The 26697-nt window shown below is 74.1% G+C and carries 20 protein-coding genes; 13 read left to right on the plus strand and 7 right to left on the minus strand.

Annotation, left to right across the window (positions count from 1 at the left end):
• Positions 1-102 precede the first annotated feature (102 nt).
• Positions 103-1035, plus strand: a complete 933-nt coding sequence (locus ACF061_RS10695; RefSeq protein ID WP_392266467.1) for an alpha/beta hydrolase family protein — start codon at positions 103-105, stop codon at positions 1033-1035.
• 288 nt (positions 1036-1323) lie between these two features.
• The gene (locus tag ACF061_RS10700; RefSeq protein ID WP_392266468.1) at positions 1324-2544 is read left to right on the plus strand and encodes a cytochrome P450; all 1221 of its coding nucleotides are present in this window, start codon (positions 1324-1326) and stop codon (positions 2542-2544) included.
• A gap of 534 nt (positions 2545-3078) precedes the next feature.
• Here ACF061_RS10700 and ACF061_RS10705 read toward each other — a convergent pair.
• Entirely contained in the window at positions 3079-3939 is an 861-nt protein-coding gene (locus tag ACF061_RS10705; RefSeq protein ID WP_392266469.1) for a diacylglycerol kinase family protein, read from the minus strand.
• Between the two features lie 195 nt (positions 3940-4134).
• Between ACF061_RS10705 and ACF061_RS10710 the strand changes: the two genes are divergently transcribed.
• A complete protein-coding gene (locus ACF061_RS10710; protein ID WP_392266470.1) occupies positions 4135-5418 on the plus strand; it encodes an adenylosuccinate synthase in 1284 nt (427 codons plus the stop codon).
• Between the two features lie 431 nt (positions 5419-5849).
• Here the strand turns inward: ACF061_RS10710 and ACF061_RS10715 are convergent, their stop codons facing one another.
• From ACF061_RS10715 to ACF061_RS10725, 3 genes are all read right to left on the minus strand, one after another.
• Entirely contained in the window at positions 5850-6500 is a 651-nt protein-coding gene (locus ACF061_RS10715; protein ID WP_392266471.1) for a hypothetical protein, read from the minus strand.
• 255 nt (positions 6501-6755) lie between these two features.
• Positions 6756-7529 (minus strand): GntR family transcriptional regulator, encoded by a 774-nt coding sequence (locus tag ACF061_RS10720; RefSeq protein WP_392266472.1) that lies wholly within the window; start codon positions 7527-7529, stop codon positions 6756-6758.
• A 104-nt stretch (positions 7530-7633) separates the two neighbouring features.
• Positions 7634-9007 carry an aspartate aminotransferase family protein gene (locus ACF061_RS10725; protein ID WP_392266473.1) on the minus strand — a complete coding sequence of 458 codons (1374 nt, stop codon included), beginning with the start codon at positions 9005-9007 and terminating at the stop codon, positions 7634-7636.
• 198 nt (positions 9008-9205) lie between these two features.
• Between ACF061_RS10725 and ACF061_RS10730 the strand changes: the two genes are divergently transcribed.
• The gene (locus ACF061_RS10730) at positions 9206-11647 is read left to right on the plus strand and encodes a protein kinase (RefSeq protein WP_392266474.1); all 2442 of its coding nucleotides are present in this window, start codon (positions 9206-9208) and stop codon (positions 11645-11647) included.
• A 143-nt stretch (positions 11648-11790) separates the two neighbouring features.
• Positions 11791-13320 carry a substrate-binding domain-containing protein gene (locus tag ACF061_RS10735; RefSeq protein ID WP_392266475.1) on the plus strand — a complete coding sequence of 510 codons (1530 nt, stop codon included), beginning with the start codon at positions 11791-11793 and terminating at the stop codon, positions 13318-13320.
• Between the two features lie 12 nt (positions 13321-13332).
• Here ACF061_RS10735 and ACF061_RS10740 read toward each other — a convergent pair whose 3' ends face one another.
• Entirely contained in the window at positions 13333-14079 is a 747-nt protein-coding gene (locus tag ACF061_RS10740; protein ID WP_392266476.1) for an SLATT domain-containing protein, read from the minus strand.
• Between the two features lie 275 nt (positions 14080-14354).
• Here ACF061_RS10740 and ACF061_RS10745 point away from each other — a divergent pair, with 275 nt between their 5' ends.
• From ACF061_RS10745 to ACF061_RS10775, 7 genes are all read left to right on the plus strand, one after another.
• Positions 14355-14699 carry a YbaB/EbfC family nucleoid-associated protein gene (locus ACF061_RS10745; RefSeq protein WP_392266477.1) on the plus strand — a complete coding sequence of 115 codons (345 nt, stop codon included), beginning with the start codon at positions 14355-14357 and terminating at the stop codon, positions 14697-14699.
• A gap of 66 nt (positions 14700-14765) precedes the next feature.
• A complete protein-coding gene (recR, locus tag ACF061_RS10750; RefSeq protein WP_392266478.1) occupies positions 14766-15365 on the plus strand; it encodes a recombination mediator RecR in 600 nt (199 codons plus the stop codon).
• Positions 15358-16017, plus strand: a complete 660-nt coding sequence (locus ACF061_RS10755) for a DUF5063 domain-containing protein (RefSeq protein ID WP_392266479.1) — start codon at positions 15358-15360, stop codon at positions 16015-16017. Before recR ends, ACF061_RS10755 begins: the two co-directional genes overlap by 8 nt.
• Before the next feature lie 197 nt (positions 16018-16214).
• On the plus strand, positions 16215-17492 hold the full coding sequence (locus ACF061_RS10760; protein WP_392266480.1) for an aspartate kinase: 1278 nt from the start codon (positions 16215-16217) through the stop codon (positions 17490-17492).
• Positions 17493-17544: 52 nt separating this feature from the next.
• The gene (locus ACF061_RS10765; RefSeq protein ID WP_392266481.1) at positions 17545-18597 is read left to right on the plus strand and encodes an aspartate-semialdehyde dehydrogenase; all 1053 of its coding nucleotides are present in this window, start codon (positions 17545-17547) and stop codon (positions 18595-18597) included.
• A gap of 553 nt (positions 18598-19150) precedes the next feature.
• Positions 19151-19861 carry a SigE family RNA polymerase sigma factor gene (locus ACF061_RS10770; RefSeq protein WP_392266482.1) on the plus strand — a complete coding sequence of 237 codons (711 nt, stop codon included), beginning with the start codon at positions 19151-19153 and terminating at the stop codon, positions 19859-19861.
• Positions 19858-21042, plus strand: a complete 1185-nt coding sequence (locus ACF061_RS10775) for a hypothetical protein (protein ID WP_392266483.1) — start codon at positions 19858-19860, stop codon at positions 21040-21042. Before ACF061_RS10770 ends, ACF061_RS10775 begins: the two co-directional genes overlap by 4 nt.
• 200 nt (positions 21043-21242) lie before the next feature.
• On the opposite strand, the gene ACF061_RS10780 is transcribed toward ACF061_RS10775, so the two are convergent.
• Complete coding sequence (locus tag ACF061_RS10780) at positions 21243-22028, minus strand: SURF1 family protein (RefSeq protein ID WP_392266484.1); 786 nt, start codon at positions 22026-22028, stop codon at positions 21243-21245.
• A 125-nt stretch (positions 22029-22153) separates the two neighbouring features.
• Between ACF061_RS10780 and ACF061_RS10785 the strand changes: the two genes are divergently transcribed.
• On the plus strand, positions 22154-23989 hold the full coding sequence (locus tag ACF061_RS10785; RefSeq protein ID WP_392266485.1) for a prolyl oligopeptidase family serine peptidase: 1836 nt from the start codon (positions 22154-22156) through the stop codon (positions 23987-23989).
• Between the two features lie 561 nt (positions 23990-24550).
• Here the strand turns inward: ACF061_RS10785 and ACF061_RS10790 are convergent.
• A complete protein-coding gene (locus ACF061_RS10790; RefSeq protein WP_392266486.1) occupies positions 24551-26542 on the minus strand; it encodes an NAD-binding protein in 1992 nt (663 codons plus the stop codon).
• Positions 26543-26697: the final 155 nt, after the last annotated feature.

A 26697-nucleotide genomic window follows, 5' to 3' on the forward strand; every position in this document is an offset into this window, starting at 1 on the left:
GACGCACGTCACCCGCCTGATACCGTCCCGGCCAACGGCCGAACCCACGCCGAGTCCGACTCCTGGTTCGCCGATCCTGTTTCGCCGCTGGAAGGTTGGAGCATGCCGGACGCCGCCGTACCCCGCGATGCCGCAGCACCGGAGAACACCGCCGGGCGGGACGCGGCCGCGCGTGCCGTCGCGGAGGAGGAGTCCCTCTTCGCGCACGCGCCCGTCGCACCCGACGCCACGGCCGCGTACGGCGAACACCCGGACCAGGTGATCGACTTCTACGCCCCGCGCGGGTCCGGCTCCCCGGCGGACGCCTCCGCCCCGCTGGTGGTGGTGCTGCACGGCGGCGCCTGGCGGGCGCCGTACGACCGCCGGCACGTCAGCCCCTTCGCGGGCTTCCTCGCCCGGCGGGGCTTCGCCGTGGCCAATGTCGAGTACCGGCGCGGCTCCGCCGCTCCGGACGGCGAGCCGGAGACACCGGTCGCGGGCCGTTGGCCGGAGACGTTCGACGACGTGGCCGCCGCGCTCGACGCGCTGCCGGCGCTCGTCGCGCGGGCGCTGCCGCGGGCCGACGTGCGCCGCACGGTGCTCACCGGCCACTCGGCGGGCGGCCATCTGGCCCTGTGGGCGGCCGCCCGGCACGTCCTGCCCGCCGACGCGCCCTGGCGCGCGGACCGCCCCGCCCCGCTGCGCGGCGTGGTCGCCCTGGCCCCGATCGCCGACTTCGCGGTCGCCGGGAAGCTGGACGTGTGCGGTGGCGCCGCGCTGCAACTGCTGGGCGGCCCGGACGAGTTCTCCATACGCCGGGCCTATGCCGACCCGGCCCTGCTGCTGCCGACCGGCATCGCGACGACGGTGGTGCAGGGGCGTGCGGACGTGGTCGTGCCGCAGGAGGTGGCGGAGGCGTACACGGACGCGGCGGCGAAGGCGGGCGAGGTGGTGGGCCTGACCCTGCTGGAGGAGGTCGGCCACTTCCCGCTGATCGACCCGGCCGCCGACGCGTGCGCGGTGGTGGCGGAGGAGATCGCACAGCTGGCGTGGTGAGCGGCCGCCGCCCGGTCCGGGCCGTCGGCGCGGGACGGGCAGGGTGGCCACGGGTGCCGCTCGGAGGACGCCTCGGGGTGCTGCATGCGGGCGAGCAGGGCGCCTCGGAGCCGCACGTGAGTGGGCGGCGTGCCATGGGTGCCGCGCGGACCGGCAGGGCCGCCACGGGTGCCGCGGGGCTCCCGCGGCCGGTGCCCGGCTTCTCCGTCGTACCCGCACGCGGGACCTGAGAGGTACGGTCCTGGGCACCCCCTGGTCAGACGGGGGAGGGCGGGCTAGCGTCCGGACATGGCAGCTCCCGCGGACCTCGCGTTCGACCCCTGGGACCCGGCGTTCGTCGCCGACCCCTACCCCGCCTACGCCGAACTGCGCGCCCGGGGACGCGTGCTCTACTACGAGCCCACCGACCAGTGGCTGGTCCCGCACCACGCGGACGTCTCGGCGCTGCTGCGGGACCGGCGGCTCGGCCGGACCTATCAGCACCGGTTCACGCACGAGGACTTCGGGCGCACGCCGCCTGTGCCCGCGCACGAGCCGTTCCACGTCCTCAACGACCACGGGATGCTCGACCTGGAGCCGCCGGACCACACCCGCATCCGGCGCCTGGTGTCGAAGGCGTTCACCCCGCGGACGGTGGAGCGGCTGAGGCCGTACGTGCACGGACTGGCGAACGAACTGGTCGCCGCACTGGTGGAGGCGGGCGGCGGCGACCTGCTGGCGGACGTCGCGGAACCGCTGCCGGTGGCGGTGATCGCCGAGATGCTGGGCATCCCCGGGCCGGACCGGGACCGGCTGCGGCCCTGGTCGGCGGACATCTGCGGGATGTACGAGCTGAATCCGTCCGAGGAGACCGCGGCGCGGGCGGTGCGGGCGTCGGTGGAATTCTCCGACTACCTCCGCGAACTCATCGCGGCCCGTCGCGCGGACCCCGGCGAGGACCTGATCTCCGGTCTGATCGCGGCGCACGACGAGGGTGACCGGCTGACCGAGCAGGAGATGATCTCCACGGCCGTGCTGCTCCTCAACGCCGGCCACGAGGCGACGGTGAACGCGACGGTCAACGGCTGGTGGGCGCTGTTCCGCAACCCGGACCAACTGGCGGCGCTGCGCGCGGACCACTCGCTGATCCCGTCGGCCGTCGAGGAGCTGATGCGCTACGACACTCCGCTCCAGCTCTTCGAACGGTGGGTGCTGGACGAGATCGAGATCGACGGCACGACGATCCCGAGGGGCGCGGAGATCGCCATGCTCTTCGGCTCGGCCAACCACGACCCCGGCGTCTTCGCCGACCCCGGCCGACTGGACCTCACGCGCCGGGACAACCCCCACATCTCCTTCAGCGCGGGCATCCACTACTGCATCGGCGCCCCGCTGGCCCGGATCGAGCTGGCGGCCTCCATGGCGGCTCTGCTGGAGCGGGCACCGGCCCTGCGCCTGGCGGCGGAGCCCGAACGCAAGCCGAACTTCGTGATCCGCGGGCTGGAGGGGCTGAGCGTGGAGACGGGGTGATCACCGCCCGGCGACCCCGTAGGACCCCGCACGGCCCCGTAGGACCCCGCACGGCCCCGTAGGACCCCGCACGGCCCCGTGGGGCTCCGTCCGGCGCAGTACGACCCCTTACGACCCCGTCCGACGCCGCACGGCCTTGTAAGACGCGCACGACCCCGTCCGTCGCCGCGGTGCGCGGCAGGCCGTCGTCGCCGTAACGGCCGGGAGCCGAGCTCGGCACCGCGGAACTCGAACGGCGCGCCGGCCGGGGCGTTCAGGACGCCACGTCCCGCCGTCGCGACCCGGCCAGGCCCGCCGCCACCAGCCCCGCCGCCGGCGTCGTCAGGACGCCCACCGCTGCCGACCGGGGCGGCCTGCCGGCCGTGACCGACGGCGAAGCGAGTTCATCGACGACGAACCCGCTCTGATGATGGAGCGCTGGCGGGCGCATCGCGATCAGCTTTTCAGATGATCACGATCCGACAACGAACGCGTGGCTGATCGCACGCCCGGCGGGGTGGGCCTGGTCCGCGTGTCCGCCGGAGGCCGCCGGCCTCAGCCCGGTACCGGCACCACCAGCCCCCACGCCCCCTCCCGCACCGTCCAGGTCCGTCTGCGCACCGGCCCCGACACCACCGCGTCCGCCCGGTAGCGGAAGTCCTCCCCCGTGACCGTCACCGTGCGGCCCCGGGCCAGCAGCGGGGTGGCCTCCGCGCCGGGTCCCGACAGCGGCCGCACCTCCACCTCGGCCAGCCCCGAGTCGCCCGGCGCGACCGACACCGCCTCCACCGGCTGGTCCAGGTCCACCACCGTCACCCCGTCGACCTCCACCCGCAGCCGCGAGGGCCCGGGTCCGGCGACGGCCACCGCCCGGGGCGGGCGGGCCACCAGGGTCCGCACCAGGGACTGGCAGGTCCGCAGCCAGTCGCGGCCCGCGCCCGCGCCGACCGGCGGCTCCTCCACGGCGGCCTGCCGGGGGACGAGCGGCGGGATGCGCAGCGCCCCCAGCACCACCCCGTCGCTGTCGTCGACGAGCAGGTCGAGACGCCGTTCGGCGCCGTCCAGCACCGCCCGGGCCGCCGCCACCGGCCCGGTCGGCACACCCAGCGACCGGGCCAGGGACACCACACCCCCGACCGGCACCGCCGACAGCACGCATCCGGCCAGTTCGCGCCGCCGGTGCAGTACGGTCACCGCCCGCATCAGCGCCCGGTCGTCACCGACCACCACCGGCCGCCGGGACCCGCGACGGGCGAGCGCTCGGGCGAATTCGTCCGGCCCGTCCGGCAGGCACACCTTGGTGGCCGCACCCGCGCTGAGCACGTCTTTCGCGATCCGTACGGACTCCCCGTCCGTCCGCCGGGCGGCCGGGTCGACGACCACCAGCAGCTGATCGGACGTCGGATATGTCGCCACCTCGGTCCTGCCTCGCTTCCTCGGGTAGCATCTTTGTGCAAGAGCCCCTTGCGCTATTGCGCCAGGGGCTTCGTCTATTCCGGGGCATCCGGTCCGACGGTTGTGCGGCCAACGACGGTCGCGCGGTGCACGCGGCGGTGAACCCGCGTACGCCCCTGACCCTGGACATGCCCCGCCCGGAAGGGGTGTACGCGCGTGCCCGCACTTGTGCTGCTCGGTGCTCAGTGGGGTGACGAGGGCAAGGGAAAGGCCACCGACCTGCTCGGCGGCTCCGTGGACTATGTGGTGCGTTACCAGGGCGGCAACAACGCCGGCCACACGGTCGTCGTCGGCGACCAGAAGTATGCACTGCACCTCCTCCCCTCCGGAATCCTGTCTCCCGGTTGTACGCCCGTCATCGGCAACGGCGTCGTCGTCGACCCGTCGGTCCTGCTCTCCGAGCTGAGCGGTCTGAACGAGCGCGGCGTCGACACGTCGAAGCTCCTGATCAGCGGAAACGCTCACATCATCACGCCGTACAACGTCACCGTCGACAAGGTGACGGAACGCTTCCTCGGCAAGCGCAAGATCGGCACCACCGGGCGCGGCATCGGCCCGACCTACGCGGACAAGATCAACCGCGTCGGCATCCGGGTCCAGGACCTGTACGACGAGTCGATCCTGACCCAGAAGGTCGAGGCGGCCCTCGAGGCCAAGAACCAGATCCTGACCAAGCTCTACAACCGCCGCGCGATCGCCGCCGGCCAGGTGGTCGAGGAACTGCTGGGCTACGCCGAACAGCTCAAGCCCTACGTCGCCGACACGGTGCTGGTCCTCAACCAGGCGCTGGAGGACGACAAGGTGGTCCTCTTCGAGGGCGGCCAGGGCACGCTGCTGGACATCGACCACGGCACGTACCCCTTCGTGACCTCCTCGAACCCGACGGCGGGCGGCGCCTGCACGGGTTCCGGCGTCGGCCCGACGAAGATCAGCCGGGTCATCGGCATCCTCAAGGCCTACACGACCCGCGTGGGCTCCGGTCCGTTCCCGACCGAGCTGTTCGACGAGGACGGCGAGGCGCTGCGCCGGATCGGCGGCGAGCGGGGCGTGACCACCGGCCGCGACCGCCGCTGCGGCTGGTTCGACGCGGTGATCGCCCGCTACGCCACCCGCGTCAACGGCCTCACCGACTTCTTCCTCACCAAGCTGGACGTCCTCACCGGCTGGGAGCAGATCCCGGTCTGCGTCGCCTACGAGATCGACGGCAAGCGCGTCGAGGAGCTCCCGTACTCCCAGACCGACTTCCACCACGCCAAGCCGGTCTACGAGTACCTGCCCGGCTGGCAGGAGGACATCACCAAGGCCAAGACCTTCGCCGACCTGCCGAAGAACGCCCAGGCCTACGTCAAGGCCCTGGAGGAGATGTCCGGCGCCCCGATCTCCGCGATCGGCGTCGGCCCGGGCCGCGACGAGACGATCGAGATCAACTCGTTCATCTAGTGCCGTAGTGCCGTAGTGCCGTAGTGCCGCTGCTCGTCGCGGCACCGGTCGGGCCCTGTCGTCGAACTTCCGTCGCCCGCCAGGAGGCGGGCGGGAGTCCGACGTCAGGACCCAGGACTCCGGACCTGCCGGGTGGACCGGGGGCCCCGGCTTCCCGGTCCGCCGGCACACCGGTCCGCCGGAACACCGGTCCGTCCCGCTTCCCGCGGCGGCCGTCGCCCTCGCGCGTCGGCCGCCGTTCGGCTGTACCGCCGGTCTCCGGCGATCGGCGGCCGTCCGGGCCGCCGGGGCGTCCTCCCGGCCGCCGGCCGCCGTACGTCGGCCGCGTTCCCCGCCGGCCGCCGCGCGACGACCGCGTTCCCCGACGGCCGCGGTGATCCCCCGGGAGGCCGCTCACGGGCCGCCCGGCGCCCGGCCCGTGCCGGGAGCCGTCAGCTGAAGACGATCATCGATCCCTGCGCCAGGCTCCGGGTCGCCGCCGCGTGCAGGCCCAGCCAGACGTGGCGCTCGCGGGCGAAGGGGCTGGGGTCGTAGGGGGCGGGGGCGGCCGGCTGCTCCAGTTCGGTGGGGGCGGCCGGGGGCGCCGGGGGAGCCGGCGGGTTGGCCGGGTCGATGCCGATGGCCGGGGCGACGTGCTCCAGCTCGCGCAGCAGCCCGTGGGAGGAGCCCAGCGGGCCGCCGCTCGCCAGGAGTTCGTCGTTGGACAGGGGGTGCGGGAAGTCCAGGGGGACGTAGGCGCCCGCGTGGTCGTAGTGCCAGACCAGGTGCGACTGCTGGGCCGTCGACTCGAACATCTCCAGCAACTGCTCGTAGTCGCCGCCGAGTTCGTCGACGGGGGTGAGCGGCAGACCGCAGAGCTGGAGGAGGTGGGCGCGGCGCAGGAAGTGCAGCGCGTCGTAGTCGAAGCCGGCCACCGGCGCGACGTCCCCGGACAGGCCCGGCATGTACTGGTACACCGGGACCGGGGGGAGCCCGTGCTCGGCGAGCGCCTTGTTGTACTGAGCGAGTTCCTCGGCGAACGGATTGTCGGGGGTGTGGCACAACACGTCGACGAGCGGTACCAGCCACAGGTCACAGGCCAAGGAGGGCTCCTCGCGTAGGCGGAGTGGAGTGCGTTCGGTGGGTCGGGCGGTGGGTCGCGGACCGCGGGCCGGGTGGCCGGGCGCGGTGGCCGGAGGAGTGTCCGGGGGAGAGTAGAGAGTAGTCGGTGGACCGTGCGTCGGCTCCCCCCGTGCAGGTCCCATACCCATACCCCGCCGGTCCACGTCCCCCGGCGCGCGACTGGCTCGTTCGGACCCGGTCTCGCGCGGCCGTTCGCCGTCGCGCGGCGGCCGCGTTCACGCGCCGGCCGGCCGGTCGGCCAGACCCAGGGAGTGCGCGTGGTGGGCGGCGATGATCGCGCGGGCGGTCGGTATGTCGCGCTGAGCCAGGGCGTCGACGAGTTCGGTGTGGCCGGACCACAGCAGGCCGCGCAGATCGCCGAGGCCGCGCAGGTGCTGCACCGCGTACACCCAGGACTGCACGCGCAGCCGGTGCAGGAAGTCGGCGAGGTAGGCGTTGCCGAACAGGGCGCTGAGTTCCCGCCAGAACCGCAGGTCGTAGCCGATCAACACGGTCAGGTCGCCCGCGGTGGCCGCGCGCTGGGCCTCCTCGCCGCGCCGCCGTACCCCGGCGAGGGTCGCGGCCGTCCACGGGTACAGCGGGGCGTGCGGGGCCGCCCTCCCGGCGGCGGGGCCGGCTCCGTCGGGTACCGCCGCGGTACCGGCCCCGGCTGCCGCGCCGACCGACCCGGCCCGTTCGGCCAGGGCGCGGAACATGCCGTCGGTGACCAGGCCGCGGGCCTCGATCATCTCCCGGAAGTCGGCCGGCGAGCACTGCTGCACGTGGAAGCCGCGGTGCTGGTCGGCCTCCAGCAGGCCCTGCGCGGACAGGTCCACCAGCGCCTCCCGCACGGGCGTCGCCGAGACCCCGTACTGCTCGGCGATCTCCTTGACCGTGAACTCCTGGCCCGGTTGCAGCCGCCCGGCCAGCACCTCGTCCCGGAGCGCGTCCGCGATCTGCTGGCGCAGGGTGCTGCGCGTCACGGCGCCGGGGCCGCTGGTGCCGGGCATGGTCGGAGCGTCTCCCTTACGCGCGCGAGTGGCGTGCTCGTACGTTTGTCTACGAGCACGCCACCTTACGCGTTCAGACACCGGCGCCCGCCGGGCCGCCCGGGCTACGCCGTGTGCTCGTCGGCCACCGACAGCGCCGCGTCGAGGGCCGCCAGGCCCTCCTTCAGCTCGGCCTCGCTCGCGTTGCACGGCGGGACGACGTGCGTGCGGTTCATGTTGATGAAGGGCCACAGGCCGTGCGCCTTGGCGGCGGCGCCGAACGCCGCCATGGGGGCGTTCGCCTCGCCGGCCGCGTTGTAGGGCACCAGCGGCTCACGGGTCTCGCGGTCCCGCACCAGTTCCAGGGCCCAGAACATGCCGACACCGCGCACCTCGCCGACGCTCGGGTGCCGTTCGGCCAGCTCGCGCAGGGCCGGCCCCACGACCTCGGCGCCGAGCCGGGCGGTCTGCTCGACGATGCCCTCCTCGGCCATCACGTTGATCGTCGCGACGGCGGCGGCGCACGCCAGCGGGTGCCCGGAGTACGTCAGTCCGCCGGGGTACGCCCGCTTGCCGAACGTCTCCGCGATCGCCCCGGAGATCGCGACCCCGCCGAGCGGCACGTACCCGGAGTTCACGCCCTTGGCGAAGGTCATCAGGTCCGGTACGACGCCGAACAGGTCCGCCGCGAACCACTCACCGGTCCGCCCGAACCCGGCCATGACCTCGTCCAGGATGAAGACGATCCCGTACTTGTCGCAGATCTCCCGCACTCCGGCGAGGTAGCCGGGCGGCGGCACCATGATCCCGGCCGTCCCCGGCACGGTCTCCAGGATGACCGCCGCGATCGTGGCGGGACCCTCGAAGACGATCGTCGTCTCCAGGTGCTCCAGCGCCCGCGCGCACTCCTGCTCCTCGGTCTCGGCGTAGAAGCGGGAGCGGTAGAGGAACGGCGTCCAGAAGTGGACGACGCCGGCCGCGCCGCCGTCGGATGCCCAGCGCCGGGGGTCGCCGGTGATGTTGACGGCCTGCTGGGTGCCGCCGTGGTAGGAGCGGTACGCCGACAGCACCTTGGGCCGCCCGGTGTGCAGCCGCGCCATCCGGACCGCGTGTTCGACGGCGTCGGCGCCGCCGTTGGTGAAGAAGATCTTGTCCAGGTCGCCGGGCGTCCGCTCCGCGATCAGCCGTGCCGCCTCCGAGCGCGCCTCGACGGCGAACGCCGGCGCGAACGTGGCCATGGTCGCGGCCTGTTCCTGGATCGCGGCGACCACCTTGGGGTGCTGGTAGCCGATGTTGGTGAAGACGAGCCCGCTGGTGAAGTCCAGGTAGCGCCTGCCGTCGTAGTCCCAGAAGTACGACCCTTCGGCGCCGGCCACCGCCGGCGGGTCGATGAGCTCCTGCGCGGACCAGGAGTGGAACACGTGCGCACGGTCGGCGGCCTTGACGGCGGCGCCGGCCTCGGGGTTCGGCTGGGGCGGCCGAGAGGGCTGAGGGGTCATACCGCGAGCCTAGGCGGCCGGGCGGCGGACACGGCATGGGCGTCCTGTCTGCCGACGCGTGGTTTCCGCGACATCCTGTCGGGGTGCGCCGTTACGGAACCGTAGACAGCGGGCCGCTCCGTGGCTCCCGGTCGCCGCACTATCCTGACCTGTCGTACAGGGGCGTATCGGGGGATATCGGGGGAGGCGGTTTCGGCCATGGAGAAGCTGGGGCCCGGTGATTCACCGGAGGCGTCCCCGGGCGTTCGGCTCCGCGGGAGCATGGGCGCCTACCGGCTGCTGACGCGGCTCGGGGCCGGCGGCATGGGGCAGGTGTACCTGGCCCGGTCGGACCGCGGACGGACGGTCGCGGTGAAGCTGGTGCGGCGGGAACTGGCGCAACAGGAGGAGTTCCGGGCGCGGTTCCGCCAGGAGGTGCGGGCCGCGCGGCGGGTCGGCGGGCACTGGACGGCGCCGGTGCTGGACGCGGACACCGAGGCCGCCGTTCCGTGGGTGGCCACCGGGTACGTCGCCGGACCCAGTCTCCGGCAGGTCGTCGGGCACGACCACGGCGCGCTGCCGGAGCGTTCGGTGCGCATCCTCGCCGCCGGGCTGGCCGGCGCGCTCAAGGACATCCACGCGGCCGGGCTCGTCCACCGCGACCTCAAGCCCTCCAACGTGCTGGTCACGATCGACGGCCCGCGGGTCATCGACTTCGGCATCGCGCGGGCGCTGGAGACCGTCACGGACGGCGGGCTCACCCGGACCGGCGCGCTGGTCGGCTCGCCCGGCTTCATGGCGCCCGAGCAGGTGCGCGGCGAACGGGTCACGCCCGCCTGCGACGTCTTCTGCCTCGGCTCGGTGCTCGCCTACGCGGCGACCGGCACGCTGCCCTTCGGCGGTGCCGACAGCGGTGCGCACGCGCTGATGTACCGCATCGCCGAGGACGAACCCGATCTGTCGGCGCTGCCCGAGGGCATCGCCGACCTGGTCCGCGACTGTCTGCGCAAGGACCCGGCGGCCCGGCCCGACCTGGACCGGATCATCCGGCTCACGGGCGCCGAGGACACGGTGGCCGACGGCCGCTTCCGCGACCCGTGGCTGCCCGGCGCCCTGGTCGCCCAGCTCGGACGGCACGCGGTCCGGCTGCTGGACGTGGAGAACCCGGAGGAGGAGCACGAGGCGCCGGGGGCGGGGGAGTGGGCCGCGGCCGCGACGGCGGGTGCCGCAGACCCGATCCGGAAGCCGCCGGCGGCGCCGGCGCCCCCGCCCGGGGCGCCCGCGGCCGGGTCCGAGATGCGGGAGACCCCCGCGGATCAGCCCGCGGCCGGGTCCGAGATGCGAGAGGCCCCGGGGGAACAGCCCGCGGCCGGGTTCGCGGTGCGGGGGACCCCCGCGGATCAGCCCGCGGCCGGTTCCGCCGCTCCGTTCGCTCCGTTCGCTCCGTCCGGTTCGCCCACGACCGGCCCGGACGGGGCGGCCACCGCCGAGGGCCGGGGGCCCGCCGGGTCCCCCGAGCCCCCCGCCGGGCAACCCGCGGCTGCCCCGGGTGCCTCCGCGGCCGTCCCCGGGGTCCCCGGGGCGACCCCGGGTCCCTCCGCGGCCACCCCGGGAGCCCCCGAGGCGGCCGTAGCCTGCGACGCGGGGCCGCGGGTCCCGGCGATGCCTCCGGCCGCCCCCGGCGTCCCCGCCGCGGGCGGTACGCCCCCGCCCTCCCCCGAGCACGCTCCGGCCGACGTGTCCGCTTTCGCCCCCGGCTCCACCCCGCCGCCTCCCGGGCAGCCGGGCGGTGCCGGGCACACGCCGGTCGACCACCTGCCCACCCTGGTCGCGGGCCAGACGCCCCCGCCGGGCCCGGCGCCCGCCCACCCGGCCCACGGCTACCCGCAGGAGCACCCCCGTCCCGCCGCCCCCGCCGGACCGCCGCGGCCGGGCGGCGGCTGGGCCGGGCCGCCCGGCGCGGCGGCGCACCCCTGGTACGGCGGCGGCCCCGGCGCGACCCCGCCCTACGGGCCGCCGCCGCCCGACGTCACCCCGCCGTACGGCCCGGGCCCCCTCCCGCCGTACGCGCCGCGCCGGGGCGGCCGTTCCACGGCGGCGCTGATCGCTGTGGCACTCGTCGTCGCGCTCGCCGCGGGCGGCTCGGTGTACGCCCTGATGCGGGGCGCCGGCGGCGACGACAAGGGCAGCGGCCCCGGCCCCGTGCCGAGCGTCACCACGTCCGCCACGACCGGTCCCGGCGACTCCACCGGCGCCGGCCCCGAACCGGCGGCCTCGTCCCCGGACGCGTCGTCCCCGGCGGACGGCGTGATCCCGGCCGGCTACCTCGGCACCTGGCTGGGCAACATCGACAACAAGTACGGCGCCAACCCCCGCCGGCTCACCATCAGCCAGGGCGAGGTCGGCGACACGGTGCTCACGCTCGTCGCCGACGGCACCAACCTGGACGGCGACCCCTACCACTGCGTCTTCGAGGCCGCGCTCACCCGAAGCCCCGGAGCGGACGGCCCGTTGGAGATCGGACCGTCCAGCGTCACGGTCGGCCGGGACAGCGAGTCCTGCAACCCGGGCGCGGCCACCGAGATCACGCTCCTCCCGGACGGCGGCCTCGAGCGCGTGAACCACACGACCGGCGACAAGCTGACGTACACCAGGCGTTGACCGTCGGCGCCCCCGACTCCCTTCTCCCACCCGCCCGTTGAACTTCCGCTCGATTTCATCCGACGGCACCGGAAGGACCGTCCGCGCGGCCGTACGGTGACCCCCACGATCCGGCCAGGGGAACCGGAAGGGCGGGCACCCGGATGGAATGGCTGAGCGCGGAGAACGTCGTGGCCGTGGGGACGGCGGTGCTCGGCATCGCCGCGTCCGGTCTGATGCTCTGGTACGAGCGCAGGGTGCCGCGCCGCAAACGGCTCGGGTACCGCGTGCAGATGGACAACCCGATCGGCGACGACGTCCGGTCGGGCCGGTCGAACAGCCGCCTGGGCCTGTTCGACGAGAACCCGGACATGGCGGACGCGACGCTCGTGCTGCTGCGCATAGAGAACGACGGCTCGCAGGGCATCGACCGGGACGACTACACCGGCCCCGAACGCCACGGCCTGACCGCCGTCTTCACCGACCGCACCATCCGCGGGGTGTCGGTCACCCAGCCGACCGACGCCGACCACCTCATGGACCACTTCACCGCGGACCGGGGCTTCGGCTACGAGGGCAACCGGCTGCACATCCCGCGCGTCCCGCTCAACCGCGGCGACCACTTCAAGCTGCTGGTCCTGCTGTCCGGCGGGGACGTGGGCCGCGGGATAAGACTGACCGGCGGCATCCGGGAGGGGGAGGTGCACCCCAACCGCAGCGCCGCCCCCGACGACAAGCCGCCCCTGTTCAGCCGGGCCGCCCGCACGATCACGGTCATGCTGACGGTGTGCGTGGTGACGCTGGCGGCGATCGTCGTCGTGCGCGACGACGACCCGCCCCCGGTCGGCTGCGAGCGGGGCAGGCTCACCCTGATCGGCTCGACGGCCTTCGAGCCCGTACTGCGGGAGGCGGCGCGGAAGTACGAACGGGACTGCGAGGGCGCCCGGGTCACCGTGGACCCGCACGGCTCGGCGGCCGGTATCCGGGAGCTGGCGGCGGCCGGCGCCCGCGCCGGGAAGGGCTCCCCGGCGGTCGTCGCCCTGTCGGACGGCCCCAAGCCGGCCGGCCTGCCCCAGCTCCGGGAGAACAGGGTGGCGGTGTCGGTGTTCGCGCTGGTCGTCAATGACGCCGTGCCCCTGCGGAACCTGTCCACGGCCGACGTACGGCGCCTGTACCGGGGCGAGATCACCGACTGGCGGCGGCTGGGCGGCCCGGCCCTGCCGGTCGTCCTGGTCAGCCGGGACTCCGGCTCGGGCACCCGGCAGGTGTTCCAGCGGCGGGTCCTGGGCGGCCGGGGCGAGATCGCCGCCTCGTCGGTGGACTGCGTCGCCAAGGACGACGTCACGGCCCCGGTGGTCCGCTGCGAGCTCGACTCGACGGACCAGGTGCTGGCCCAGGTGGCCGGGACCAGGGGCGCGATCGGCTACAGCGAGCTCAACCTGGCGTCCGGGACGAAGGGCGTCCACCGGCTCGACCTCGACGGCGAGAGCGCCTCGGTGGACGCGATCGAGCACGGCACGAGCGCGTACCCGTACCGCGAGATCGAGTACGCCTACACCTACGGCCGCCCGCCCGCGGACTCCCTGGCCTCCAGCTTCCTCACCTATCTCACCCGCGGGAACGGCCAGGACGTCATCCGCACCCACGGCCATGTGCCGTGCTGGACCCCGGAGGGGATGAAGCTCTGCGCGTGAGGGGCGGCCCCCTCACCTGGGCTCGGGCGGGCGCTGCCGGGGCATGTTGGGCCGCGCGCCCCCCGGCGGCAGCGGAAGCCGGCCCTGCGCGCCGCCGACGTCCGGCCGACCGCTCCCCGGCACGGCCGACTGCAGGCCCATCGGCGCCGGCCCGACGCGGAACTCCACCATCCAGTCGGCGGTCTCCGTGCGCACCAGCTCGGTCACGTCCTCCGAGAACCGCCGCAGCACCGTCAGACACCGCTCGGCGGCCTCGCCGGCCGTGCCCTCGGCGGGCCCCAGGACCTCCCGCACGTTCTCCGAGGCCCAGTCGAACTGGAGCAGCTGCAACCGGCGCTGCACCGCCTGCGCGGTCGCCACGTCCCTCATCCAGCCCGAGGTCACCCCGAAGTACCGGTCGGTCCCGACACAGGCCACGGAGAGCAGCAGCGCCAGATACCCCCACGGCGCGGCCCCGGCCAGCACCCCGGTCAGGTCCAGCAGCGGCAGCGCCGCCCCGGCCACCGCCCCCGTCGCGGCCCCGCACCGCAGCGCCCGCGCCCCCCGCCGCTTCCACACCCGCTCCGCCAGGTACCAGGCCGCGGTCTGCAGCGCGCCCCGCTCCACCCACCGGTACAGGTCGTCCAGCCGCTGGGCGGGCTCGCCCCAGTCGCCGAGCGGGAACGGCCGCCCGGTCAGATCACCCGGCCGCAGCCCGGCCGCCCCGTCGCCCCGCCCGTCCCGAGGCGGACGCTCGGGCTGCATCTCCGGCTGTCCCACGGCACTCCCTACTGATCACGGTCCGTGACGCCGGCACGCGCTGGCGCGGCACGTGCCGCCGTGCCGGACCCCTTCCTACCCCCCAATGGGTGGTGAAGATCCGGGAAGGACCGCTTTTCCGCCCGTAAGAGGGCCTGTGTCCAGGGGAGGACGCACGGGTGGCTCACTCGAAAGAGTGGCGGGGCACTGCCTGCCCGGACCACGTAGGCTCGTGCCAGCGGGGAATCTCCCAGACGGCCCCCGCTCGGACAGCCGTACGAAAGCAGGAGCCGATCGTGATTCCCGGTGGTGGCCAGCCCAACATGCAGCAGCTGCTCCAGCAGGCCCAGAAGATGCAGCAGGACCTGCAGCGGGCCCAGGAGGAACTGGCGCGGACCGAGGTCGACGGGCAGTCCGGCGGGGGTCTGGTGAAGGCCACCGTCACCGGCGCCGGCGAGCTGCGCGCGCTGAAGATCGACCCGAAGGCGGTCGACCCGGAGGACACCGAGACCCTCGCCGATCTGATCGTCGCCGCGGTGCAGGCGGCCAACGAGAACGCCCAGACCCTCCAGCAGCAGAAGCTCGGCCCGCTGGCCCAGGGACTCGGCGGCGGCAGCGGCATCCCCGGGCTGCCTTTCTAGCGGGCCCCGGGGCAACTACCGTACGTACCGAAGCACGAAGCGACACCCGGGAAGGACGGCCATCCGGTGTACGAAGGCGTGGTCCAGGACCTCATCGACGAGCTCGGGCGACTGCCCGGCGTCGGTCCCAAGAGCGCGCAGCGGATCGCCTTCCACATCCTGCAGGCGGAACCGACGGACGTGCGGCGGCTCGCCCAGGCCCTGCTGGAGGTGAAGGCGAAGGTCCGCTTCTGCGCGACGTGCGGCAACGTGGCGCAGGAGGAGCTGTGCGGGATCTGCCGCGACAGCCGCCGCGACCTGTCCGTCATCTGCGTGGTCGAGGAGCCGAAGGACGTCGTCGCCATCGAGCGCACCCGCGAGTTCCGCGGCCGTTACCACGTGCTCGGCGGCGCGATCAGCCCGATCGAGGGCGTGGGCCCGGACGACCTGCGGATACGGGAGCTGCTGGCCCGCCTGGCGGACGGCACGGTCACCGAGCTGATCCTGGCCACGGACCCGAACCTCGAGGGCGAGGCGACGGCGACGTACCTCGCCCGCATGATCAAGCCCATGGGCCTGAAGGTCACCCGCCTGGCCAGCGGCCTCCCGGTGGGTGGCGACCTGGAGTACGCGGACGAGGTCACACTCGGCCGAGCCTTCGAGGGGAGACGACTCCTAGATGTCTGACGCCACGCTGCACGCGGCCGGGCACGACCCGGACGACTTCGCGGTCCAGATCGCCGATCAGGTCGAGAGCTTCCTGGTCGCGGTGACCGAGGTCGCCAAGGGTGACGAGCCCGACTCGGCGGTGCCCTTCCTCCTGCTGGAGGTCTCCCAGCTGCTGCTGGCCGGCGGCCGGCTCGGCGCGCACGAGGACATCCTCCCGGACGAGCGGTACGAGCCCGACTCCGGGCCCGAACAGGACGTCGACATCCTCCGCGAGAACCTGGCCCGGCTGCTGGAGCCGATCGACGTCTACTCCGAGGTCTTCGACCCCTACGAGCCGCGCCGGGCGCCGGTCCCGGCCCGGATCTCCGACGACCTGGCGGACGTCGTCGCCGACCTGCGCCACGGCATGGCCCACTACCGTGCCGGCCGCACCACCGAGGCCCTGTGGTGGTGGCAGTTCTCCTACTTCTCCAACTGGGGCGGCACGGCCTCCGCGGCGCTGCGCGCCCTGCAGTCCCTGGTCGCCCACGTCCGTCTCAACCAGCCCCTGGCGGAGCTGGACGGCCTGGACACCGACCAGGGCATGGGCGACGAGACCCTGGAGTTCGAGGCCGGCAAGGTCATGGCGGAGGAGATCGCGGGGCCGCTGGGGCTGCACGGGGCGAACTGAGGCGTCCGGTGACGCTGTGACGCCGCCCACGTTCCGAGTGCCGTTCCGCCGCCTGGGCATGAGCCGTCCTGAGGAACGGGCGTCCGGCATCTCACGATGCGACATCGCGAAGGGGCGATTTCGGACGCTCGATAGACTGAGCCGACCGCACCGCATATGTGTATGTGCGATGGACACGGACTGAGCGAGGAGCGCACGTGGGCCTTGTCGTGCAGAAGTACGGAGGCTCCTCCGTAGCCGATGCCGAGGGCATCAAGCGCGTCGCCAAGCGAATCGTGGAAGCGAAGAAGAACGGCAACGATGTTGTCGTCGTCGTTTCCGCGATGGGCGACACGACGGACGAGTTGATCGATCTCGCCGAGCAGGTTTCCCCGATGCCTGCCGGGCGCGAGCTCGACATGCTGCTGACCGCCGGGGAGCGGATCTCCATGGCCCTGCTGGCCATGGCGATCAAGAACCTGGGCCACAAGGCCCAGTCGTTCACCGGCAGCCAGGCAGGTGTCATCACCGACTCGGTCCACAACAAAGCCCGGATCATCGATGTCACGCCGGGCCGCATCCGGACCGCGCTGGACGAGGGCAACATCGCCATCGTCGCCGGCTTCCAGGGCGTCAGCCAGGACAAGAAGGACATCACCACGCTCGGCCGCGGCGGCTCCGACACCACGGCGGTGGCGCTCGCCGCCGCCCTCGACGCCGAGGTGTGCGAGATCTACACCGACGTCGACGGCGTGTTCACCGCCGACCCGCGTGTGGTGAAGAAGGCCCGGAAGATCGACTGGATCTCGTTCGAGGACATGCTCGAACTGGCCGCGTCCGGGTCCAAGGTGCTGCTCCACCGCTGCGTGGAGTACGCCCGGCGGTACAACATCCCGATCCACGTCCGCTCCTCCTTCAGCGGGCTGCAGGGCACGTGGGTCAGCAGCGAGCCGATCGAGCAAGGGGACAAGCAGGTGGAGCAGGCCATCATCTCCGGTGTCGCGCACGACACCTCCGAGGCCAAGATCACGGTCGTCGGCGTGCCCGACAAGCCGGGCGAGGCCGCCTCCATCTTCCGTACGATCGCCAATGCCGAGATCAACATCGACATGGTCGTGCAGAACGTGTCCGCCGCCTCCACCGGCCTGACGGACATCTCCTTCACGCTGCCCAAGGCCGAGGGCCGCAAGGCCATCGACGCGCTGGAGAAGAACCGCTCCGGCATCGGCTTCGACTCCCTGCGCTACGACGACCAGATCGGCAAGATCTCGCTGGTCGGCGCCGGTATGAAGACCAACCCCGGCGTCACGGCGGACTTCTTCACCGCGCTGTCGGACGCCGGCGTGAACATCGAGCTCATCTCGACCTCCGAGATCCGCATCTCGGTCGTCACCCGCAAGGACGACGTGGCGGAGGCCGTCCGCGCCGTGCACAGCGCCTTCGGGCTCGACTCCGACAGCGACGAGGCCGTCGTCTACGGCGGCACCGGGCGATGACCGTCACCGGGCGGCGGGCGACCGCCGCCCCCTGCCGCGGAGGCGTGACGCGATGACCGCCCGACCGACGCTCGCGGTCGTGGGAGCGACCGGGGCCGTCGGCACGGTGCTGCTCCGGATCCTGTCCCAGCGCGCGGACGTCTGGGGCGACATCCGCCTGATCGCCTCACCGCGCTCGGCCGGCCGCAAGCTGGCCGTGCGCGGCGAGGAGGTCGAGGTCCTCGCGCTCGCGGAGGAGGCGTTCGACGGGGTGGACATCGCCCTGTTCGCCGTCCCCGACGAGATCGCCGCGCAGTGGGCGCCCGTCGCGGTGGCCAGGGGCGCGGTCGTCGTCGACGACTCCGGGGCCTTCCGCACCGACCCCGAGGTCCCGCTGGTCGTCCCCGAGGTCAACGCGCACGCGGCGCGGCGCCGGCCCCGCGGGATCGTCTCCAGTCCCGACTGCACCACCCTCACCATGATCGTGGCGCTGGGCGCGCTGCACTCCGCCTTCGGGCTGCGCGAGCTGGTCGTCTCCTCGTACCAGGCGGTGAGCGGCGCCGGGCGCGCGGGTGTGGAGACGCTGCGCCGGCAACTGTCCCAGGTGGCCGGCACCGAACTCGGCACCAGCCCCGGCGACGTACGGCGGGCCGTGGGGGACGGCACGGGCCCGTTCCCGGACCCGGTGGCGCTCAACGTGGTGCCGTGGGCCGGGTCGCTGTGCGACGAGGGCTGGTCGTCGGAGGAGATGCGGGTGCGGGAGGAGACCCGCAAGATCCTCGGGCTGTCCCGGCTGCCGGTCGCGGTGACCTGCGTACGGGTCCCCGTGATCACCACACACTCCCTCACCGTGCACGCCCGGTTCGAGGGCGAGGTCACCGTGGACCGGGCGCGCGAGATCATCGCCACCGCCCCCGGTGTGGTGCTGTGCGACGACCCGGCCACGGGCGAGTTCCCCACGCCCGCCGACGTGGTGGGCACCGACCCGACCTGGGTGGGCCGGGTACGGCGGGCGCTCGACGACCCCACGGCGCTCGAACTCTTCGTCTGCGGCGACAACCTGCGCAAGGGCGCCGCCCTCAACGCCGCGCAGATCGCGGAACTGATCGCGGCCGAGACCGACTGAGCGAGGCCCGCCCGAGGGGCGCGGTTCTCCGGCCGGGGCGAATCCGGTGAGCGCGGTGCGGTGGGTCACCGCCCGGCCGGTCGGCGCCCCGGCGGATCGCCGTCCGGCCGTGCCCGGCGGGTCGCTGTCCGGGTGTGCCCGGCGGGGCGCCGTCCCGCCGTGCCGGGCGGCGACGAAACGGGAAAAGCCCTGGCCAAAGCCTGGTCCCTTTGTAGGATCTGTGTAAGAGAATGTGGTCGGGCCAATGGTTCCTGCCACTTGAACCGAGCTGCCTCGGCGTCCGAAGATTCTTCTCCCCGCCCTCCGCAACCGCGCGGACGGCGGGGAGCGTCTATGCGGTCGCCCTGGCGGGGGGCGTGGGGACGCTGCGGGGGCGTGCGGTGGGAGCGCCCCGGTCAGCACAACGACACAGGGGAAGAGCGGGACGCATGAGGGCATGTGGGGTACCGTCCGAGGCGCCGCCTGACGCGAGAACGTCGCCGGCCGTGCCGCCGGGCGCGAAAGTGACGCCCGGCACGTACAACCCCCGAGGGGGTGGACGTGTCCAACTGGCGTGGCAGAGGTACTCGACTTCGTCCCCCGGCTCCTTGAGCAGGGGGTACCCCCGGCGGCAGCGGCCGGCGGCACCGTGCTGCGCCCGCCCCGCGCGGCGCTCCGGCCGCGCATGCCCGGCTCGCCCGGCGGCATGCCGGTGATCGCCCCCATGCCCACCGCGCGGCCCGCCCGCATACCGAACCAGCGTGACGGCGCCGCCGACGGCGCCGTCGCGGCCGGCACCACCGTCGACCATCTCACCGAGACCTATCGCGCCCACTACCGCTCGCTGCTGGGTCTGGCCGCGCTGCTCCTCGACGACACCGCCTCCTGCGAGGACGTCGTGCAGGAGGCGTTCATCCGCGTCCACTCGGCCCGCAAGCGCGTCCGGGACCCGGAGAAGACGCTCGCCTACCTGAGGCAGACGGTCGTCAACCTCTCGCGGTCCGCGCTGCGCCGCCGCATCCTCGGTCTGAAGCTGCTGTCCAAGCCGATGCCGGACATGGCCAGCGCCGAGGAGGGCGCCTACGACCAGTTGGAGCGCGACTCCCTGATCAAGGCGATGAAGGGCCTCCAGCGCCGCCAGCGCGAGGTGCTGGTGCTGCGCTACTTCGCGGACATGACCGAGGCGCAGGTCGCCGAGACCCTCGGGATATCGCTCGGTTCGGTCAAGGCGTACGGTTCGCGCGGGATCGCGGCACTCCGGGTCGCGATGGGGGCGCGGGCATGAGGGAGGACGCCGAGGGGCGCGACTCGCACGAGCGCCACGAGCCCTACGCGTGGCACGAGCCGACGCGGCCGCAGGGGCAACAGGACACGCCGACGCACGCTGGGAACGGAACCGTGAAGAACAGCCCCGACGAAGAGGGGCCCGAGGGGCTCGACTCGGACGAGCTGGAACTGCGCCGGCTGCTGCGCCGGGCGGTCGAGGACATGGAGCCGCGTGACGGCACGCTGGACCACCTGCGGCACGCGGTCCCGGCGCGACGGGCCCGCAAGCGGCAGGCCGTGGTCGGCATGGCCGCCGCCGCCCTGTTCATCGGCACCGCCATCCCCGCCCTGGTGCACGTCTCCAACGCCACCGGCTCCGACGCCGACCCGGCCATCGCCGGCCAGGCCTCGCAGGCCCAGGGCGGCACCGGCCAGGGCAAGAGCCCGGACAGCCCGTCCAGCACCTCGGGCGACTCGCCCGGCAAGGCCCCCGGCCCGGGCCGGAGCGGCACGAAGAACGACCCCGGGGGCGGCCCGAGCACCGTGCCGGGCGGCGACTCCACCAGCGCCGGTACGGCCGGCCCCTCCGCGTCCGCCGACACCGGCGTCCCGGTGTGCACGGGCTCCCAGCTGGGCTCCGCCACCGGCACGGTCGGCGCACCCGACTCGGCCGGCGTCGTCTACGGCACCTTCCACGTCACCAACGTCTCCACCGGAAGCTGCACCGTCGGCGGCTTGGGCACGGTGACCGCGCTCGCGCAGGGCGCGGCCGACGCGAAGCGGATCCAGGTGGTCCAGCACACCTCCGGCGACGCGGCGCCCGGTCTGCCCGATCCCTCCACCGAGGCCCCCGGACTGGTCCTGACGCCGGGCGCGGCGTACGAGGTGAAGTTCGCCTGGGTGCCCTCGGCGACCTGTCCCACCGGCGGTGGCGGGGGCGGCAGCGCGGACGGCGGCACCGAGACCGGCGGCCCGTCCCCCGACCCGTCCCCCAGCCAGCCCGCGAGCGGGACGAGCAGCACGAGCACGGGCGCCGACACCGGCACCACGACCCAGCTCGTCAGGGAGGACGGCGGCCCGGCCGACGGCAGCGTGGCGGTCTCCCACACCCCGGAGGCGGGCTCGCCCGCGGTCACGGCCACCGTGCCGGACGCGTGCACGGGAACGATCTACCACACCGGGGTGCTGACGCCGTCGTAGCGCTCGCGGGGCTCGTACCGGGGCCGCGGGGCGCGTGCGACCCGCCCCGCGGACCGGGACGGGCGGTTCGGGGTCGCGCGGACGGTCCCGTGCCACTGCCCGTCGGCCCGGCCGTGGCACCCCCGTACGGGCCGGGCCGGGCCGGTGCTGTCTGGGGAGGGACCCGTACGGGGCCGGGCCGGTGAGGCGTTGGGCAGAGGTCAGACCGCCGCGACCGGCTCCTGCTCCTCCGGGGCCAGTCCCAGCTCGGCGTCCCGTGCGGCCTCCACCTCGCGGCGCACCAGCCGGAACCACATGAAGACCACGAAGCCGGCGAAGACGAACCACTCACCGGTGTAGCCGAGGTTCTGGAACGCCTTCAGGTCCAGTCCCGAGCCGTTCGGCGCCTTCACCGGCACCGCCTTCATCCCGGAGTCGCCCGTGTTGAGCGTCACCCACGCGTCGTACACGTCGTACGGCACCAGGTTGACCAGCGAGGCCGCGCTGATGGCGCCGGTCTGTCCGGCGGGCAGCCCGCCCTGGGCGCTGACCCCGTTGTCACCGGGCGTCTCGGAGGCCTGCAGCGCACCGGTGACGGTGACCTCGCCGGTGGGCGGCGCGGGGGCCTTCGCCTGGTCCGCGGTGCCCGGCAGCCAGCCCCGTACGACCGGCAGCGCCTTGCCGGAACCGGTCCGCAGCAGGCTCAGCACGTAGTAGCCCCGCTTGCCGTCCAGCTCGCGGTCCGGGACCAGCAACTGCTTGCCGTACCGGCCGGTCGCGGTGGTCTGCATGCCGGAGGTCCGCTTGTCGACGGGCAGCAGCCCGTCCAACGGACGCGGGGCCTCCTTGCGGTACGAGGCGGCCTGTTCCGCCGCGTTCCGGTGGTCCTCGACGCGCGCGTCGAACCGGCTCAGCTGCCAGGACCCCATGAAGACGCAGAAGGGGATGGCGAACAGCACGAAGACGTTGATGCCCCACCAGCGAGGTGTCAGCAGAAACCGGTACACGCGACCAACGGTACGGCCCCGCCGGTCGTGTCCCGGTCGCGGGGTCGGAGTTTTCCACAGGCGAGTTGTCCACAGGCTGGGGAACCGATCGGCGCTTTGTCGGCCCGTCCGGGCACTATGGGGCCATGACTGAGAGCAACGGGTCCGACAACCCGCTGGCCCCGCGGGGACCGATCGAGGAGATGCCGGACTGGGAGAAGCGCTTCCGGGCGCCCCGGGTCTCACTGCCCGACTGGGCGGAGGAAGCGCCGGAACGCTCCTTGTTCGTGTCGAACGCGACAGGGACGTACGAGCTGTACGCGTGGGACCGGGCGGGCGGCGGGCAGCGCCAGGCGACGGACCGGCCGAACGGCACGACGGACGGCGTGCTCTCCCCGGACGGCGAGTGGATCTGGTGGTTCGACGACAAGGACGGCGACGAGTTCGGCGTCTGGCGCCGCCAGCCGTTCGCCGGCGGACCGGACGAGGCCGCGGTGCCCGGCCTGGAGCCGTCGTACCCGGCGGGCCTCGCGCTAGGCCGCGACGGGCGCACGGCGGTGGTGGGCCGCTCGACGGACGAGGACGGCACGACGATCCACCTCGCGCGCCCGGGATCGGGCGAGGAACCGGTGGAGATCTACCGCCACCGTGAGTCGGCGGGCGTCGGCGACCTCTCCCACGACGGCACGCTGATCGCCGTCGAACACACCGAGCACGGCGACGCGATGCACTCCGCGCTGCGGGTGCTGCGCCCGGACGGCACGACGGTCGCCGAGCTGGACGACACCAAGGGCGGGACGGTCGAGCTGGGCCTGGAGGTGCTGGGCTTCGCCCCGGTCGCCGGGGACACCCGGCTGCTCGTCGCCCACCAGCGGGGCGGCCGCTGGGAGCCGCTGGTCTGGGACGTGGAGACGGGCGAGGAGACCGACCTGGCGCTGGACCTGCCCGGTGACGTCAGCGCGGAGTGGTACCCGGACGGCAGCGGCCTCCTCGTCGCGCACGGCTTCGAGGCCCGCAGCGAGCTGTTCCGCTACGACCTGGCGACCCGCGAGCTGACGAAGGTCCCCACTCCGCCCGGCACGGTCTCCGGGGCGACGGCCCGGCCGGACGGCAGCGTCGAGTACCTGTGGTCCTCGGCGGCCGAGCCGTCGGCGGTCCGCTCCACCAGCGGCGGAGTGGTCCTGGACCCGCCCGGCATGAGGTCCCCGGGCTCGGTCCCGGTGGAGGACGTGTGGGTGGACGGTCCCGGCGGCCGCATCCACGCCCTGGTCCAGAAGCCGGCGGGCGCCGAGGGCCCGCTGCCCACGGTCTTCGACATCCACGGCGGCCCCACCTGGCACGACAGCGACTCCTTCGCCGCGGGCCCGGCCGCCTGGGTCGACCACGGTTACGCGGTGGTCCGCGTCAACTACCGGGGTTCCACGGGCTACGGCCGGGAGTGGACGGACGCGCTCAAGCACCGGGTGGGTCTGATCGAGCTGGAGGACATCGCCGCGGTCCGTGACTGGGCGATCGACTCCGGCCTCGCGGACCCCGGCCGCCTGATCCTCTCCGGTGGCTCCTGGGGCGGCTACCTCACCCTGCTCGGCCTGGGCACCCAGCCGGACGCGTGGGCGCTGGGCATCGCGGTGGTCCCGGTGGCCGACTACGTCACGGCGTACCACGACGAGATGGAAGCCCTGAAGGCGATGGACCGCACCCTGCTGGGCGGCACCCCGGAGGAGGTCCCCGAGCGCTTCGAGGCGTCCTCGCCGCTGACCTACGTGGACCGGGTCAAGGCCCCGGTCTACATCTCCGCCGGCGTCAACGACCCCCGCTGCCCCATCCGCCAGATCGACAACTACGTCAAACGCCTCGAGGCCCGCGGCGCGGTCCACGAGGTCTACCGCTACGACGCCGGCCACGGCTCCCTGGTGGTCGACGAACGGATCAAGCAGACGCAGCTGGAACTGTCCTTCGCTCGACGCCACCTGCCGAAGTAGACGCATCGGACGAGTCAGGCCAAGTAGAGGAACGGACGACCGGGTGCGGGGCGGGGCTGCGCGGGCGCCGGGGCGCGGCCTCCGCCGGAGCCGCGGAGGCGGAGCCCCCGCCGGGATCCGGAGGCGGAGTTCCGGTGGGATCCGGAGGCGGAGTTCCGGTGGGATCCGGAGGCGGAGTTCCGGTGGCCTCGGGAAGGAGCGACATCCCCTCCGGGACGGGGACGGGGACGGGCGGGCAAGCGCGGCGGCAGCGGCTGAACCTCTGGCCCGTACCCCCACCTGGCCCGCACCCGACCGGCCCCCTCGTCGCACACCCGATCGGCCCTCTCACCGCACACCCGACTGGCTCTCCCGCCCCGCACCCGGCCGGCCCCCTCACTCCCCACCCGACCAGCCCTCCGACCCCCGCACCCACCAGCCCCTCACCGTCTACGCGTCCCACCAGCCCCTTGCGCCACCCCTTCCGAGCCGGCCACCGGCCCCCGCAGTCGCCAGCCCCTTACGCCTCCGCACCCGACCAAACCCCGATCCCCGCACCCCACCAACCCCGCACCCAGCCCCTCACGCCCCCGAGCCCTCCCGGCCGCGCCGCCCCAGCAGCTCCGCCAGCCCCCGCCGGGTCGCCGCCAGCACCACCCGGTCCTCCTTGCCCAGGACATAGGTCTCGGGCGGGTTCCACACCGGCCCGGACCCGGCCCCGGGACCGGACCCACCCCCGGACCCGGCCCCCCGCCCCGCGTCCTCGGCCGCCTCCTGCGCCGCCGGCTCCCGCCGCTGCCGCGCCGTCATGCCCGTGTCCAGGGCCAGCACCCGCCAGTACCCCGCCCGGAAGGCCTCCGCGACCGTCCGTCCCTCCAACTGCGGATGCCCGTCCACGTCCACCGACGCGAACAGCAGCACCCGCCGCTCCACCGGGATCGCCCCCAGGATCTGCCGCCCGAACATCGCCCCGGCGAACGCGGGCGCCGCCAAGTGCGACACGCTCCGGCTCCGCGTCAGCGCGCGGGGGTGCGCCGCCCGCAGGGTCCGGTACACCGCGGTGGCGAAGTCGTCGTCGTACAGCCGCAGCACCACCCGCAGGTCGGGCCGCACGGACCGGGCGTACAGCACGGCCTCCAGGTTCGTCGTGTCCGAGCTCGTCACCGCGAGCAGCGCGTGCGCGCGGTGGATCTTCGCCGCCTCCAGCACACCCTCCTGCGTGACGTCCCCGAGCACCACCGGCACCCGCAGCCGCCGCGCCGTCGCCAGCCCCCGCGCCTCCGGGCCGGACTCCACGCACACCACCGGGATCTGCAGTTCCCGCAGCCGCGTCAGCACCCGGGTGCCGATCTTGCCCAGCCCCAGCAGCACCACGTGCCCGCCGAGCCCGCGCGGCGGCTTGCGCAGCGCGGACGCCGACCGGAACGTCCCCAGCGCCTCCAGCACCGCCGCCAGCAGCACCGGGAGCAGCAGCAACCCGACGAGCCCGGACAGGAGTTGCAGGATCTGCCGGCCGAGCGACTCGCCCAGCGCGGGGTCGTCGATGGCGAACAGGTCGAGCAGCGTCAGATAGAGGGCGCCCAGCGGATGCACCCCGGTCACCAGCCACAACGCCACCGCGAGCGCGAACACGCACCCCACCAGGCCCGCCAGCGACCACCGCAGCCGCCGCGAGAACAACGACGTCAGCGCCGGTACGACATCACCCCCGCGCCCCGCCGGCAGGGCCGGACCGGCGGCGTACGCCACCTGCTCCAGCACCACGGTCCCGCGCCCGGGCGCCGCGCGCACCGCGGCCTCGTCCGGCAGCAGCCGGGGCCGTTGCTCCCCGCTGCCCTCGGACCCGTCCGCGCCGGCCGGATCGCTGCTCGTCGCCGACAGCAGCGCCAGCGTGCACAGCCCGGGATCGGCGACCTGCCCCGGCGCGGGCGGCGGCCGTTCCACCGCGCGCAGCAGCAGCCCGTCCGTCTGCACCACCTTGCTGGTGCCGGCGACCGCGCTCGCGGCCAGCGCGGGCGCGGCCGTGTCGGCGTCGGACAACACGGTCGTCGAGGCGTCGCCGCCCAGCGGGGCGGTGCCGTCGCCCGTGGCCAACGCGGCGGCCTGGTCGAGCAGTTCCTCGATGTGCTGGCCCAGCCGCCGGTTGTAGAGACGCAGGACGAGCCGCAACCTGGGGTTGAGCCGGCGCGCGGTGAGCGCGGCGCGGATGTTGGTCTCGTCGTCGTCGTACACCAGCGCCAGCGCGGTCGCCCGCTCCACGCCCGACTCGGCCAGCACGGCCTCGGTCAGCTCGCCGGCCTCCAGCAGCCGGTCGGCGCCCCCGGCCCGGCCACCGCCGCCACTGCCTCCGCCGGAGCCCCCGCCCCCGCCGCCACCGTTGGCGGCGGGGGCCCGGTTCACGGCCGCGCTCACCACCCGGTCCAGCAGGGCGGAAGCGGTCCGGGACCGGCCGACCACCGGCGGACGGGCCGCGCTCTCGGAGGGCGGTACGACCAGCGTGACCTGCTCGCCGTACACACCGCGCAGTTCGGCGGCCAACCGGTGCGCGAGCCCGTCGTCCCCGCACACCACCATGTGCGCGCCCGGTCCACCCGGCGCACCACCTTGATACGGAACGCTCCCCACGAGGGAGAAGACTGCCCCACCGGGACGGGTGGTTCCAGGAAAAACGACTGTCATGCGCGCCCAACCCGCCCTACACTGAACCCACTTCGAAGAGACCTCCCCGG

The sequence above is a fragment of the Streptomyces sp. NPDC015220 genome (assembly GCF_043079345.1).
Taxonomy (GTDB): domain Bacteria; phylum Actinomycetota; class Actinomycetes; order Streptomycetales; family Streptomycetaceae; genus Streptomyces.

Coding starts and splice junctions, on each gene's coding strand:
- ACF061_RS10695 (WP_392266467.1), top strand. CDS start 103: ATGCCGGACGCCGCCGTACCCCGCGATGCCGCAGCACCGGAGAACACC.
- ACF061_RS10725 (WP_392266473.1), bottom strand. CDS start 9,007: ATGACCCCTCAGCCCTCTCGGCCGCCCCAGCCGAACCCCGAGGCCGGC.
- ACF061_RS10700 (WP_392266468.1), top strand. CDS start 1,324: ATGGCAGCTCCCGCGGACCTCGCGTTCGACCCCTGGGACCCGGCGTTC.
- ACF061_RS10790 (WP_392266486.1), bottom strand. CDS start 26,542: ATGGTGGTGTGCGGGGACGACGGGCTCGCGCACCGGTTGGCCGCCGAA.
- ACF061_RS10730 (WP_392266474.1), top strand. CDS start 9,206: ATGGAGAAGCTGGGGCCCGGTGATTCACCGGAGGCGTCCCCGGGCGTT.
- ACF061_RS10765 (WP_392266481.1), top strand. CDS start 17,545: ATGACCGCCCGACCGACGCTCGCGGTCGTGGGAGCGACCGGGGCCGTC.
- ACF061_RS10720 (WP_392266472.1), bottom strand. CDS start 7,529: ATGCCCGGCACCAGCGGCCCCGGCGCCGTGACGCGCAGCACCCTGCGC.
- ACF061_RS10785 (WP_392266485.1), top strand. CDS start 22,154: ATGACTGAGAGCAACGGGTCCGACAACCCGCTGGCCCCGCGGGGACCG.
- ACF061_RS10775 (WP_392266483.1), top strand. CDS start 19,858: ATGAGGGAGGACGCCGAGGGGCGCGACTCGCACGAGCGCCACGAGCCC.
- ACF061_RS10755 (WP_392266479.1), top strand. CDS start 15,358: ATGTCTGACGCCACGCTGCACGCGGCCGGGCACGACCCGGACGACTTC.
- ACF061_RS10735 (WP_392266475.1), top strand. CDS start 11,791: ATGGAATGGCTGAGCGCGGAGAACGTCGTGGCCGTGGGGACGGCGGTG.